General features: G+C 30.6%; 11 protein-coding genes and 1 pseudogene. 8 read left to right on the forward strand and 4 right to left on the reverse strand.

The genetic code is table 11. The features are described 5' to 3' along the window. The 4 genes from HMPREF2561_RS10985 to HMPREF2561_RS03950 all read left to right on the forward strand — a co-directional run. The coding region (locus tag HMPREF2561_RS10985) for a hypothetical protein (protein ID WP_256275911.1) at positions 1-518 on the forward strand (518 nt) is incomplete at its 5' end. 221 nt (positions 519-739) lie between these two features. Beyond that, positions 740-1,831 (forward strand): bifunctional 3-deoxy-7-phosphoheptulonate synthase/chorismate mutase, encoded by a 1,092-nt coding sequence (locus tag HMPREF2561_RS03940; protein WP_070468365.1) that lies wholly within the window; start codon positions 740-742, stop codon positions 1,829-1,831. A gap of 263 nt (positions 1,832-2,094) precedes the next feature. Further along, positions 2,095-3,084, forward strand: a complete 990-nt coding sequence (gene ccpA, locus HMPREF2561_RS03945) for a catabolite control protein A (protein ID WP_017176097.1) — start codon at positions 2,095-2,097, stop codon at positions 3,082-3,084. 250 nt (positions 3,085-3,334) lie between these two features. Beyond that, positions 3,335-5,002: a formate--tetrahydrofolate ligase gene (locus HMPREF2561_RS03950; protein ID WP_070468367.1), complete on the forward strand. Its 1,668-nt coding sequence runs from the start codon at positions 3,335-3,337 to the stop codon at positions 5,000-5,002. A 271-nt stretch (positions 5,003-5,273) separates the two neighbouring features. Here the strand turns inward: HMPREF2561_RS03950 and HMPREF2561_RS03955 are convergent, their stop codons facing one another. Continuing rightward, positions 5,274-6,161 (reverse strand): transglycosylase domain-containing protein, encoded by an 888-nt coding sequence (locus tag HMPREF2561_RS03955; RefSeq protein WP_002448304.1) that lies wholly within the window; start codon positions 6,159-6,161, stop codon positions 5,274-5,276. A 345-nt stretch (positions 6,162-6,506) separates the two neighbouring features. On the opposite strand from HMPREF2561_RS03955, the gene tyrS reads away from it, so the two are divergent. Beyond that, a complete protein-coding gene (gene tyrS / locus HMPREF2561_RS03960) occupies positions 6,507-7,769 on the forward strand; it encodes a tyrosine--tRNA ligase (RefSeq protein ID WP_002487995.1) in 1,263 nt (420 codons plus the stop codon). 66 nt (positions 7,770-7,835) lie between these two features. On the opposite strand, the gene HMPREF2561_RS03965 is transcribed toward tyrS, so the two are convergent. Beyond that, positions 7,836-9,092 carry a S1C family serine protease gene (locus tag HMPREF2561_RS03965; RefSeq protein WP_002455201.1) on the reverse strand — a complete coding sequence of 419 codons (1,257 nt, stop codon included), beginning with the start codon at positions 9,090-9,092 and terminating at the stop codon, positions 7,836-7,838. 167 nt (positions 9,093-9,259) lie between these two features. Between HMPREF2561_RS03965 and HMPREF2561_RS03970 the strand changes: the two genes are divergently transcribed. The 3 genes from HMPREF2561_RS03970 (at position 9,260) to HMPREF2561_RS03980 (ending at position 13,126) form a co-directional block, all read left to right on the forward strand. Further along, positions 9,260-9,877 (forward strand): lysophospholipid acyltransferase family protein, encoded by a 618-nt coding sequence (locus HMPREF2561_RS03970; protein ID WP_002448288.1) that lies wholly within the window; start codon positions 9,260-9,262, stop codon positions 9,875-9,877. 465 nt (positions 9,878-10,342) lie between these two features. Next, on the forward strand, positions 10,343-11,803 hold the full coding sequence (gene nagE / locus HMPREF2561_RS03975; protein WP_070468369.1) for an N-acetylglucosamine-specific PTS transporter subunit IIBC: 1,461 nt from the start codon (positions 10,343-10,345) through the stop codon (positions 11,801-11,803). Positions 11,804-11,998: 195 nt separating this feature from the next. Continuing rightward, a complete protein-coding gene (locus HMPREF2561_RS03980; RefSeq protein ID WP_070468371.1) occupies positions 11,999-13,126 on the forward strand; it encodes an HAD family hydrolase in 1,128 nt (375 codons plus the stop codon). Between the two features lie 47 nt (positions 13,127-13,173). Here the strand turns inward: HMPREF2561_RS03980 and serA are convergent, their stop codons facing one another. Both serA and HMPREF2561_RS10720 read right to left on the reverse strand, forming a co-directional pair. After that, entirely contained in the window at positions 13,174-14,769 is a 1,596-nt protein-coding gene (serA, locus tag HMPREF2561_RS03985; protein ID WP_070468373.1) for a phosphoglycerate dehydrogenase, read from the reverse strand. Then, a pseudogene (locus tag HMPREF2561_RS10720) lies at positions 14,759-15,098 on the reverse strand (alanine--glyoxylate aminotransferase family protein); the annotation flags it as partial. The pseudogene HMPREF2561_RS10720 and the gene serA, both read right to left, overlap by 11 nt.

Genomic DNA, 15,098 nt, shown 5'->3' on the forward strand with positions numbered 1-15,098 from the left:
AAGAAGAAACAGATGCACTTGCAGCACAACATCGTGCAATTCAAAATGAATCAGCAATAAATCAATTATCTAATCCAGCAAGAAGTCATCAAACTCAAAACAGCGAAAATGAGTCACAAGCTTCTAAAATTGCATCGGCAGCTAGAACTAAGCAAACTAAGTTAAAAGATAATAAAGATGTAGCAAGTAATACTCGAAAATTATTTGAGGAGGCACCAATAACATCTTCTAAATATGATAAAGTGCCTAATTTGATAACTAAAAATCATAAGTCATTTAATAAAGATGAAGAAATAACAAAAAATAAACAAACTCACCATGATGCTAAATTTGAAAAAGGAGTTATTACTCACCAACATCAACCATCTCAATCAAATTCAAATCAAAAAAATAAAAAACATAATCAAAAACGTAAAAATCAGAATCAAAAAAATAAAAATAAAAACAAAACGCCAAAGCAACAACAAAGAGCTGAAAAAGCAAATAGTAAAATAGAAAAACGTACATTTAATGATTAATATTTTTAAAAGAGCAGTGTAATATTTTACATTGCTCTTTTAATTCTTTATATAGTATTATTAATTATATTAATTTTAATAATTCAGAAATATTAGAAAATTTATTCGATTTATAGTTGAACATTTTTAATGTAATTGTTAGAATACTATCTAAATACAATTATTTTACCGCTTTAAAGTAATATAATTCAGTATAGTAAAATTTATTGAGGTGAGTATGAATGTCTACAAAGTTAGAACAATACAGGGAAGAGATAATTTCAATTAATAATCAAATTCTAGACTTATTATCAAAAAGAGGGGAATTAGCTCAAAAAATAGGAGAAGAAAAAATTAAGCAAGGTACTAAAGTTTATGACCCTCAACGAGAAAAAGAAATGATTAATGAATTAATGGATCGTAATAACGGACCATTTAATGATAATGTAATTAAACAATTGTTTAAAGAAATCTTTAAAGCGTCTACTGATTTACAAAAATCAGAAAATGAAAAGCACTTATATGTTTCAAGAAAATTAAAACCGGAAGATACAATTGTAAAATTTGATAATGGTGGAGTTATTGGTGATGGAAATAAATCATTTGTATTTGGTCCATGTTCTGTTGAATCTCAAGAACAAGTTGATGCAGTAGCTCGTGATTTACAAGCCAAAGGTGAGAAATTTATTAGAGGCGGTGCATTTAAACCAAGAACATCACCATACGATTTCCAAGGATTAGGAATTGAAGGGCTTAAAATATTGAAAAATGTTAAAGATAAATTCAATCTTAATATTGTTAGTGAAATTGTAAAGCCAGCTGATTTCGAAATTGCTGATGAATACTTAGATGTCTTCCAAATTGGTGCAAGAAATATGCAAAATTTTGAATTACTTAAAGAAGCTGGACGTACAAATAAGCCAATCTTATTAAAACGTGGTTTATCAGCTACTATTGAAGAATTTACATTTGCAGCTGAATACATTGCTTCTCAAGGTAATAAAAATATTATTCTATGTGAACGTGGTATTCGTACTTATGAAAAAGCTACTCGTAATACACTTGATATTTCTGCCGTACCTATCTTAAAACAAGGTACTCACTTACCAGTAATGGTAGATGTTACGCATAGTACAGGACGTAAGGATATTATGTTACCAACTGCAAAAGCAGCACTTGCTGTGGGTGCAGACGGAGTAATGGCAGAAGTACATCCAGATCCATCAGTAGCTTTAAGTGATAGTGGTCAACAAATGGATTTAAATGAATTTGATAAATTTTATAATGAATTAAAGCCATTAGCTGACATGTACAATTCTAAACAACTTAAATAAAACATCATACTTTAATTTACTAGCTATTCATTTTTACTAAAATATAGGGCAATATAGAAAGTTTTATATTTAACTTCTATATTGTTCTTTTTTAGTTAAAACGAATAGTTTTATTTTGATTTTATTAAATCTATTAACTAAAATTTGACACAATTGTGAATATAAGTCTTATATATTTGACACATAACCAATTTATGATAAACTTTGAAAATGAAATGAAAACACGTTATAATAATAAATGAAACGCTTACAAGGAGGAAATTATGACGGTAACTATATATGATGTAGCTAGAGAAGCTCGTGTATCTATGGCAACTGTATCACGAGTAGTTAATGGCAATCAAAACGTAAAACCAGAAACACGTAAAAAAGTAAATGATGTTATTCAAAGATTAAATTATAGACCAAATGCTGTTGCAAGAGGACTAGCTAGTAAACGTACAACTACAGTAGGCGTTATTATACCAGATATCTCTAATATTTATTATTCTCAACTTGCTAGAGGTATTGAAGATATTGCAACAATGTATAAGTATCACTCTATCATTTCTAATTCAGATAATGATTCAGAAAAAGAAAAAGAAATTTTTAATAATTTGTTAAGTAAACAAGTAGATGGCATTATCTTTTTAGGTGGTACAATTTCTGATGAAATCAAAGATTTAATTAATCATTCTTCAGTTCCAGTTGTAGTATCTGGCACAAATGGTAAAGATGACAATATCGCATCTGTTAATATCGATTTTGCTAAAGCTGCCAGAGAAGTTACAGAACAACTTATTAAAACAGGCGCAAAAGATTTTGTACTTGTAAGTGGAGATTATTCTAAAAAGGCTCAAGAAGATGTACTAAGTGGTTTGAAAGATGCTTTAAACAAACATCAATTAAAGTTAAATAACACTATAGAATTATCAGGTTCAGAAAGCTATAAAGACGGAGTGAATGTTTTTGAAAAATTAAAAAATAATTTACCTGATGCTATATTATCTATTAGTGATGAACAAGCAATTGGTATTTTGCATAGTGCTCTTGATGCTGGAATAAAAGTTCCAGAAGAACTACAAATCGTTAGTTTTAATAATACGCGTTTGGTAGAAATGGTTAGACCTAAACTATCTAGTGTCATTCAACCATTGTATGACATCGGAGCAGTAGGTATGCGTCTTCTTACTAAATTTATGAATGAAGAAGACATTGCAGAACCTAATGTAGTTTTGCCACATAGAATTGAATATCGAAATACTACTAAATAAAGTAATGTAGAAAAAAGGATAAAATGAATAATTTTATCCTTTTTTAATATATAAGTTACTATAATATAATTATGTAAAACTTTTAATATTACTAAATTTATTTTTAAGGAAATTAAATATTTTTGTAAACGCTATCAAGTATTCGACATATATTTGTTTGTTAGTTATTATAAAGTAGTAAGATGATTTGGTAGTTATTTCTAAATATCTTATTACATAAAATTTATTTTAAACAAGGGGTTGAAATAATTTGGCACATTTATCAGATTTAGATATTGCTAATCAATCAGAATTAAAACCAATTGGAGACATTGCAAAAAAAGCAGGAATACCTGAACATGCTTTAGAGCAATATGGACACTACAAAGCTAAAATTGATATTAATCAAGTTCAATCAAAAGAAGAAAAAGGTAAAGTTGTCTTAGTAACTGCAATGAGCCCTACACCAGCTGGTGAAGGTAAATCAACTGTAACAGTAGGCTTAGCTGATGCTTTTAATGAGTTAAATAAAAATGTAATGGTCGCTTTACGTGAACCTGCTTTAGGACCAACTTTCGGAATTAAAGGTGGCGCCACTGGTGGGGGATATGCGCAGGTTTTACCTATGGAAGATATTAATTTACACTTTAACGGTGATTTCCATGCAATTACAACAGCGAATAATGCATTATCAGCATTTATAGACAATCACATTCATCAAGGTAATGATTTAGCAATTGATGTACGTCGTGTTGAATGGAAACGTGTACTTGATATGAATGATCGTGCATTACGTAATGTCATCGTTGGGTTAGGTGGACCAACTAACGGTGTTCCACGTGAAGATGGTTTCAATATCACTGTAGCATCTGAAATAATGGCGATTTTATGTTTAGCTCGTAATATTAATGATTTAAAAGAAAAAATCAGTCGTATTACAGTTGGTTATACTCGTGAACGTAAACCAATTACTGTTGCAGACTTAAAAGTTGAAGGCGCTCTTGCAATGATACTTAAAGATGCAATTAAACCTAATTTAGTACAAACTATTGAAGGAACACCAGCACTTGTACATGGTGGGCCATTTGCTAATATTGCTCATGGTTGTAACTCGATTTTAGCAACTGAAACTGCACGTGATTTGGCAGATATTGTTGTTACAGAAGCAGGCTTTGGTTCAGATTTAGGCGCTGAAAAATTTATAGACATCAAAGCACGTGAAGCAGGCTTTGAACCTTCTGCAGTTGTCCTAGTAGCTACTGTTCGTGCGTTAAAAATGCATGGAGGTGTTGCTAAAGATAATCTAAAAGAAGAAAATGTCGAAGCAGTTAAATCTGGTATTGTTAATTTAGAGCGTCATGTTAATAATATTAGAAAATTTGGAGTAGAACCTGTGGTTGCTTTAAATGCATTTGTACATGATACTGAAGATGAAACTGAAGCAGTTAAAGCTTGGGCTAAAGAAAATAATGTACGAATTGCCTTAACAGAAGTATGGGAGAAAGGTGGTAAAGGTGGCGTTGATCTTGCTAATCAAGTTCTTGAAGTCATCGATCAACCACAAGAATTTAAATTCTTGTATGATTTAGATCAATCATTAGAAGAAAAAATTGAAACAATTGTAAAAGAAATCTATGGTGGTTCTTCAGTAACGTTCAGTAAAAAAGCAAAAAGACAATTAAAAGAATTTACCGACAATGGATGGGGCAAATATCCAATCTGTATGGCTAAAACACAGTACTCATTTAGTGATGATGCAACCGCTTTAGGCGCACCAACTGATTTTGATATAACTATCAGAGAATTAGAAGCTAAAACAGGCGCTGGATTTATTGTTGCATTAACAGGTGCAATTATGACAATGCCGGGATTACCTAAAAAACCAGCGGCATTAAACATGGATGTCACTGATGAAGGTCATGCAGTAGGATTATTCTAATTTAGATTAAAGAAAAAACGTTTGAGACTTTTACTGTCTCAGACGTTTCTTTGTTTTACCAACAAATTTCATCATTTTGTTGGTAAAACTGCATGTGAAAAGACAAGTAATTTAGCGGCAAAACCAATTAAAAGACGAATTTCAGGTAATTTAAATGATATATCGATATTTTGTGTTATTACTATCATACATTTATTTTAAAAGTCTTTTAAATTCAATACTCATAAACTATTTAAATTAATATAAAGTGCGATAAAAGATATTGATTGATTCATTGAGGCTTAGTTAATAAATGATCATAAATAGTATATTGTTTTGCCTGTTGATATGTCTTTTTAGTAATTACCCCTTCCACTAGCATTCGTTTTAATACATAATGCTGACGGTCAATACTAATTTTAACTTCGTTATAAGCCTTCAAATCACCATTATTTTCATACGGTGTATACGTATAAGGACTTTGCAATAAGCCAACAAGATAAGCGGATTGTGCAACATTTAACTTGGAGGGGGGAACGTTAAATAAACTATAGGAAGCAGATGCAATTCCAGTTATATTTGCACCATTATAATCGCGTCCAAACGGTACAATATTTAAATATGTATAAATAATTTCATTTTTAGATAATATTTTTTCAAGACGCATCGCTAATATAATTTCATTTGCTTTACGACTATATGTTTTTTCATTTGTTAAGACTTGATTCTTTATTAATTGTTGTGTAATTGTACTTCCGCCAGAACGAGAATTTAAACTTAAAACATCTTGTATCATTGCTCTTATTAACGCTTTTGGTAAAATTCCATCATGTTTAAAAAATAATGTGTCTTCAGAAGATATTAATGCTTTAATTACGTTTGAATTTACATGTTTTGGACCTACGATGAGAGAGTTTTGAGAATGATCATACTCAGTTAAAATATTTTTATCGTGATTCAAAATCTCATCACCTGAAAAGTGTAGTACGCGGTGTTTCAATTCAGTATCACTTATATTTGAAGCTTCTTGAGTAAGATGATGAAAATAAGTAGCAGTACCAAGAACAATAAGTATAGAACCTAAAACTATAATACTCAAAAGGCCTACCATAATATGTTTTATAAATTTATAATTTTTTTCAAACGTTTTAAATTGAATATCTTTAAATAATAATTTCATGGTAGTCCTCCTCAAATTAAATACAGTATATCATATCTAGCATATTTGACTTTTAGAAGAGGTTTTTTTATAATTATTATCAATTCAATATGTATTGAATAAGAGGAGAAGTAATATATAAATTAACTTAACAGAGAGTTAGTGGATGCTGTGAACTAACATGTGTTTATATATGAATACACCTCATACTTATTTATTCAACGTTTATTAATGAGCGTATCATTAATAGAGTAAACAATTCTATTTGAATTGTTAAGTATGGTGGTAACGTGCATAAGCGCCCTTACATTGTTGTGAGGGTGCTTTTTTATTTAATAAAAATAAATTTTATAGGAGGATATAACTATGTCAAATGCATTACTAGAAGAATTACAATGGAGAGGTTTAATTTATCAACAAACTGATGAACAAGGTATTGAAGATTTATTAAATAAAGAACAAGTAACGTTGTATTGTGGTGCAGATCCAACTGCTGATAGTTTACATATTGGTCATCTTTTACCATTTATGACATTACGTCGATTCCAAGAACATGGTCATCGTCCAATAGTACTTATTGGTGGAGGCACTGGTATGATTGGAGACCCATCTGGTAAATCTGAAGAACGTGTATTACAAACTGAAGATCAAGTAGCAAAAAATGTTGAAGGCTTAAGCGCTCAAATGCATAAACTATTTGAATTTGGCACAGATAAAGGAGCCGTACTCGTTAATAATAGAGACTGGTTAAGTCAAATTTCACTAATAAGTTTCCTACGTGATTATGGTAAACATGTAGGTGTCAATTATATGCTAGGTAAAGATTCAATTCAATCACGATTAGAAAATGGAATTTCATATACAGAATTTACCTATACTATTTTACAAGCAATTGACTTTGGCCACTTAAATCGTGAACTTAATTGTAAAATTCAAGTTGGTGGTTCTGATCAATGGGGTAATATTACAAGTGGTATTGAGTTAATGCGACGTATGTATGGTCAAACAGAAGCTTATGGTTTAACTATTCCATTAGTGACAAAGTCTGATGGTAAAAAGTTTGGGAAATCAGAATCTGGAGCTGTTTGGTTAGATGCTGAAAAAACAACACCGTATGAATTTTATCAATTCTGGATTAATCAATCGGATGAAGATGTTATTAAATTCTTAAAATACTTTACATTCTTAAGTAAAGAAGATATTAATCGCCTTGAACAATCTAGAGATGAAGCACCACATTTACGAGAAGCTCAAAAAGCACTTGCTGAAAATGTAACAGAATTTATTCATGGTAAAGAAGCACTTGATGATGCAATTAGAATTTCAGAAGCATTATTTAAAGGTGATTTAAAATCTTTATCAATTAAAGATATCAAAGCAGGGTTTAAAGAAGTACCTCAAGTTGAAGTTTCTAAAGCAACAACTAACATTATTGATGTTTTAATTGAATCTGGAATTGCTTCCTCAAAACGACAAGCAAGAGAAGATGTAAACAATGGAGCAATTTATATTAATGGTGAAAGAGAACAGTCTGTTGACTACAACTTAACTGATGAAGATAAATTTGATAATGAATTTACAATTATTCGCCGTGGTAAGAAAAAATACTTCATGGTAAATTATAAATAATCTTATCTGAGAAGAATATATTGAAAACGAGGTTAATCCATTATTTTGGATTAACCTCGTTATTTATTATCGAATAAATTGACTATTATTATCTTCAGAATTATATGATTGCGAAGATATTGATTTTTGATTTTTAAGAGTGACTGATACGTCTTTAGTTTTACCATCACGTATAACAGTCAACTTCACGGTTTCACCTGGCTTTTTATTTTGATATAAGTACGTTCTTAGATCGGTATCATCATCTACTTTTTTACTATCTACTTTAGTAATGATATCGCCAACTTTTAATTCACTAGAGTGGCTAACTTTTGCAATATACACACCAGTATCACGATCAGTTTTTAATTCTTTTTTATAAGAATCTGGAATATCACTTAAGTTAAGTAACCCTATTCCAATTGAAGGACGTTCTACTTTACCATGTTTAACGAGTTGTTCAATTGTAACTCTTACTTCATTACTTGGGATTGCAAAACCAATACCTTCAACTTGGTCAGCAGCAATTTTCATTGAATTAATACCTACTAAATTACCATTAACATCTACTAATGCACCACCAGAGTTACCGGGATTAATTGCTGCATCTGTTTGTAGCACATTTACTTTAGTTCCACCAGAAGTGGTATTAGATTCAATTGTACGTTCATTTGCAGAAATAATACCTGATGTTACTGAGTTAGCAAATTCTAAGCCAAGTGGGTTACCCATTGCGAAAACACTATCGCCAGTTTGAACTTTAGAAGAATTTGCGAATTTCATTGCTTTAATTCCTTTTTGAGAATCGATTTTTAAAACTGCAATATCTGAAACTGCATCTGTACCTACAAGCTTTGCTTCTACTTGTTTACCGTTATGTAATTGTACTTTAATTTGTGATGCACCATCAATAACGTGATTATTAGTGACGATATAAGCAGAATTGTTGTTAATTTGATAAATAACACCAGAACCGATACCGGCTTCTTGTGCCTTAGTTGATTTACCTTGTAATAAATCGTCAAAACTTGTTGCCTTTTGCATATTGATGACACCTACAATAGCAGGAGAAACATCTTTGATCATGGCATTAACCGATTTATATTTATCACTTTTACCGTCTAACACATTGCCACCTTTATCATTCGTAGCCTGTTGGACTTGAGATCCACCACTATTTGAATCATCTCCATTCATAAGTCGATTAACTCCTAAAACAATTAATGCTCCTATGATACCAGCGATTAGAGCAATAATAATAATTCTAAACCATGGAAACTTCGGTTTAGGTGGACGTGAATGCTGATAATCGCTGGATTGAAAATATTGATTATATTCTGTCATATTAAACCTCCGTATATATTTTAACCATTATCTCAATTATGAAGAAAATATTTAAATATTTCTAGTAAATAGCTATCAGTCTTAAGATGTATCTTTTAAAATCTTGTTCACGTGATAAGTTAATGATAAAATCGACTAAGTGTAGAAACTTAGAAGTAGGTGACAAAATGTATAAATTTATTAGTAAATTTTTAGAATTAATAATCGTAAAAATGGCACGTTCATTACACATTGTAGGTAAAGAGAACATTCCTAAAGATAGTAAATATGTTGTGACTTGTACCCATGAAAGTTATAATGAAGTGATTTTATTAGGATTAGCTTTAATTCCAAATGAAATTCATTATATGGCTAAAAAAGAATTATTTAGTAATAAATGGGGTGGCAAATTTTTAAGATCTTTAAATGCTTTTCCAGTAGATCGAGAAAATCCGGGACCTAGTACGTTAAAACAACCTGTTAAATTATTGAAAGATCATAAAACAGTAGGTATCTTCCCAACAGGTCATAGAACTTCAGTTGAAGGCGCGCCTTTAAAACGTGGAGCTGCAACGATTGCTATGTTAGGTAAAGCACCAATCTTACCAGCTGCTTATGTTGGACCAACGAAGTTACATGGTTTAGTCACTGGTCAAGCGATGATTAAATTTGGTAAACCTATTTATCAATCTGACATACCTAAAGATTTAAAGCGTAACGAAAAAATTGATTTTCTAACTAAAGAAATAGAAAGACGTACAGCACAGTTACAACATGAACTTCATCTTATTCAAGAACGTCTTTAATAGATATTGATAGCATTATTCATCAGAAGATTTTCTAAATAGAGAATCTTCTTTTTTTATAAATAATTGATAAATGGATGATAGGAGTACCATGAGTGAAAATGACAGATTTTAAGAAATCTATTTTCCGTTAGTACCATATATTACCTAACGTATTGTTCTTGTTATTTTGTCTTTAATCATTTTTATTTAGTCAATGCGGAAAGATTATTTAATAAAAAAATAGATTTGAAGTAAAATACCAGTTAATTATCTCAATCAATAATAAAAATCATTTATAATATCTTATTAAATATATATACGTTTTAATCTTTATTGGTTAAAGCGTATCTTTTTTATTTTGTCATCACATTGTCTATTTATATAAAATAAACATATAGCGTAACCGCTTACAAATATGGTAGATTATATATTGGACTAAATACATAAAAAATATAATTTTTAATAAATAAAGGAGGATAAAAGATGTTTAAATTCTTTCAAAATCTCGGAAGATCGTTAATGCTCCCTGTAGCAGTTTTACCAGCAGGAGCAATCATAACTGGGATAGGTAACTTACTAAATGCACTTCATGTTCTTCCCACAGTAGCCATGTTCTTTTCAATTGTAGGAACAGCTATTTTAGGACAATTAGGATTAATTTTTGCTATCGGTGTAGCTATTGGTATGGCTAAAAAGAACGATGGTGCCGTTGCTTTGGCAGGTGCGTTAGGATATGCCATGGTAACGAAAGTATTAAATCCAGAAAATGTGGCTACGTTATTTAATATAAAAGAAAAAGCAGTTAACTTAGGCTTTACAAAAATGGATAATTCTAATGTATTTCTTGGTATTATTATCGGGTTAATTGCAGCATATTCTTTTAATAAATTTAGTGAAGTTGAATTACCTATGGCCTTGTCATTTTTTAGTGGTAAACGATTAGTACCTATTATGACTGTATTTTTTAGTACTATATTAGCAGTTATACTATTATTTATTTGGCCTATGGTCTTTTCAGGCATTGTTGCATTTGGAGAATGGTTAGTAGGTTTTGGTTCATTCGGAGCATTTTTATATGGTGTCTTTAATCGACTACTTATTCCTACTGGTTTACATCATGCATTGAATGCAGTATTTTGGTTCGATACAGCAGGAATTAATGATATTGGTAAATTCCAAACAGGTGTAGATGCAGTAAAAGGTATAACAGGACGTTATCAAGCAGGTTTCTTCCCAATTATGATGTTTGGTATACCAGCAGCAGCACTTGCAATGTATCACAGTGCTGAGACAAAGCAACAAAAGCAAGTATGGGGATGGTTTTTAGCAAGTGCTATTTCAGCCTTTGTAGTAGGAGTTACAGAGCCAATTGAATTTGCATTTATGTTTGTTGCACCTGTACTTTTTATCATACATGCCTTATTAACAGGGCTTTCATTATTTATTGCATCTCTATTTCAGTGGACTGCGGGATTCTCATTTATTGCAGGATTAATTGATTATGTTTTATCACTCATTAATCCAGTCGCTAATCACCCTTTAATGCTATTAGTTCAAGGTATTGTATTCTTTATTTTATATTATGTTATTTTTAGAATTATGATTAAAGTATTGAATTTAAATACAATAGGACGTGGTGATAACTTACTAGCTGATCCAATAGTAGAAGAAACGGCAACTATAGATAAATCAAAAAGTGGAAAATATCATCAACCAGTTACACAAATATTAGAAGGTTTAGGTGGAAAATCTAATATCGATAGTTTAACAAACTGTGCTACACGACTTCGTTTAGAACTAAAAGATAATACGATTATTGATGAACAAAAAATTAGAAATGCTGGAGCTGTTGGGGTGACGAAAAATGGCCACCATTCAACACAAGTAATTATTGGTACACATGTTCAACAAGTAGCAGATGAAATTGAAAAACAGATGAAATAATTCAACAGAAACAATAAAAGCGACATTATATGTCCAAATCATTTGTTACACTATAGTCCTATTGATAAATATTATTTATATAAAAGAGCTAATGCTAGATTTTAAGCATTGGCTCTTATTTTTATTACATTGACTTTATATAAATGTTCGTTATGATTATAAGTATCAGAATAGTCAAAAAATGGAGAGATGTCGATGAAATCAATTTTATTTGATGTAGATGGTGTGTTTTTAAGTGAAGAACGTTGCTTTGATGTATCTGCCTTAACAGTTGAAGAACTATTAAAGAGTGATGATTTTTTAGGTTTAGATAGCGCTCAAAATTTTAATCATATGAATGATGAATTAATTGAAGATATAAGAACACAAGTATTTTTAAACGATCAAATTTTAAATCAATTAAAATCTTTAGGCCTTAATTCTAACTGGGATATGTTATTTGTTGTATTTAGTATTCATTTCATCCATCTCTTGAAACAGTTGGATTCAGAAACAATTAGACAAGTGACTCATGTTGAAACGTTTTCAGTTGAGACTCTACGTGAATTACAATCTTATAATGATCAATTTAAAGTTAATTATGCAGTACCGTTAAAATTTATTCAAAATAGTCAAAGTGGTAAAGAGAATATTTATCTTGAATTAGAAGATTACGCAAAAGATCAATTAAATATTGAAAATGCTAAATTATTTAATTTAAAAAGTCCACTTTGGAATTTAGCTAGAGCAATATATCAAGAATGGTATTTAGGAACAACTTTATATGAAAAAGTAGAAAAGCTTACTCCTTTGTCTATTCCTAAGTCTGGTTTTATTTATGAAGAAAAGATCTTACGTCCTGTGGAAGAAATTAAAACATTATTAAATGATATAAAACAAGCAGGTTTTAACATTGCCATTGCAACTGGTAGACCAAGAACAGAAACAATTGTTCCATTTGAGTCCTTTGGTCTTAAATCTTTTTTTAATGAAAAGCATATTGTCACAGCGAGTGAAGTATTGAAAGCTGAGTCAGTATTTCCAAAAGAAGGGCCACTAGGTAAACCTAATCCATTTAGTTATATTGCAACTCTTTATGGAAACAATGAGGGAGATTATTTGCACTATATTCAAAATCAAAAACATATTGTTAATGAGAATGATGTATTTATTGTTGGTGATTCATTAGCGGATTTATTATGTGCTAAAAAGATTGGGGCAACATTTATAGGTACTTTAACTGGTTTAAGTGGGAAAGAAGCAAAAGAAGACCTAGAGCAACACGGTGCTGACTATATTGTTAATCATATTTGTGACATTAGACATATTCTACTTAATAAATAATAAAAAGAAAGGAACGCCGAATATTATCGTCGTTCCTTTCTTATTTATTATATTGATAAAGTTGTACCGTAGATGTTATCAAAATCACCAATCTCATATAATTCTTTAATAACTTGTTGAGTAATAGGTTGATCTATTGACAGAATCATCATTGCTTGTCCACCTTCAGAACTTCTTCCTAAAGACATTGAAGCAATATTGATATCATGTTTACCGAGTAGTTGACCTGTTAAACCTACCATTCCTGGTAAGTCTTTATGATAAGAAATAAATTGATAAGTATTGGGTTTAAAATCTACTGAATAATCATTAATTCTTACAATACGTGCACCAAATCCATCTATTACAGTTGCACCAATTTTTACTTCTTCATGTTCACTTATCAAATTAATTTGAATATAATTGCTGAATGTTCCTTGTGAAGCACGATTTTCAATATGATGAGTGATACCTTGTTCGTTTAATAATGCAATAGCATTAATTAAGTTCACGCGTTCACCTAAATTTTGTTTTAAAATTGACGTGACGATTGATCGAGTAATTAAATCAGATTCTTTTTTAGCATTTTCTCCGTTAAAAGTCACTTTAATCTCTCTAGGTGCATCATCTAATAATTGAATTGCCAATTCACCTGAAAGCTGGCTAATACGAAGCCATTGTTGTGTCTTCTCATCAATATGGTTTAAGTTTAACTTAGGTGCATTGACTGCATTTGTAACATTACCATTTTCTAAAATATCAATGATTTCTTCAGCAACGGATACAGCTACTTTTTCTTGTGCTTCAATCGTAGATGCACCTAAATGAGGAGTTACAATAATATTTTTATGATCGAGAAGCGGTGAATCTAGGGGAGGTTCATTTTCAAATACGTCTAATGCTGCTCTAGCAATTTGATGTTGATTTAAAGCATTAAGCAAGTCGTTTTCATTAATAATTCCGCCTCTAGCTACATTAATAATTTGTAACGTTGGTTTAGCTTGATTAAAGAAATGAGCATCGATAATACCTTTTGTTTTAGGTGTTAATGGTGTGTGAACGGTAACAAAATCTGAACGTTGAGCAATTTCATCAATTGTTGCTAGTTCAATTCCAAGTTGCTCTGCTTTTTCTTTAGTCAAAAAAGGGTCATAAGCTAAAACAGTCATACCAAAACTTTTTAATCTTTTTGCTACACCTAAACCAATACGTCCTGCTCCAATGACGCCTAATACTTTTTGATATAATTCAACTCCTTTAAATGCTTTACGATTCCATACTTTATTCTTTAGTGATGTGTAAGCTTGCGGTATATTTCGTGCCATTGCTAGAATCATAGCAACTGAGTGCTCAGTAGCAGAAATCGTATTTCCATCGGGAGCATTTACAACGAGTATACCATTTAGAGTTGCTGATTTTATATCAATATTATCCACACCTACACCGGCTCTAGCAATAACTTTTAAGTTTGAAGCATGGTTAATAATAGATTCTGTGACTTGAGTTTGACTACGTACGATTAACCCTTGATAGTTAGGAATAATATCGACAAGTTCTTTTTCAGTTAAACCAGATTTAAAATCAACCTTAAAATCAGGATGATGGATTAAACTTTGTAAACCTTCTTCTGAAATTGGATCTGAAACTAAAATATTATGCGTCATGTTGAATTACCTCCGTAAATTTTAGCGTAGCTTTGCCAATATAATTGACTTTACGATAATCTGTAAGAATGATTTCTAAAGCTGAAACAACAGATAAAATATCAAAAGGTGACACTTTTCCCATGTGACCAATTCTCAAAATGGTTCCTTTTAGTTTGCCTTGACCACCAGCAATAGTAATATTAAATCTTGATTTTAGTGTTGATTTAATATATGTTAATTCGTCTTTATCGTGAGGGATAAAAGAAGTAACAGTAGGAGAGGCATATGAGTCTTTAGTAACTAATAATTTTAAATCTAATGCTTTTAAACTTTCTCTTAAACCATCT

The organism is Staphylococcus sp. HMSC069E10 (assembly GCF_001809205.1).
Classification (GTDB): domain Bacteria; phylum Bacillota; class Bacilli; order Staphylococcales; family Staphylococcaceae; genus Staphylococcus; species Staphylococcus hominis.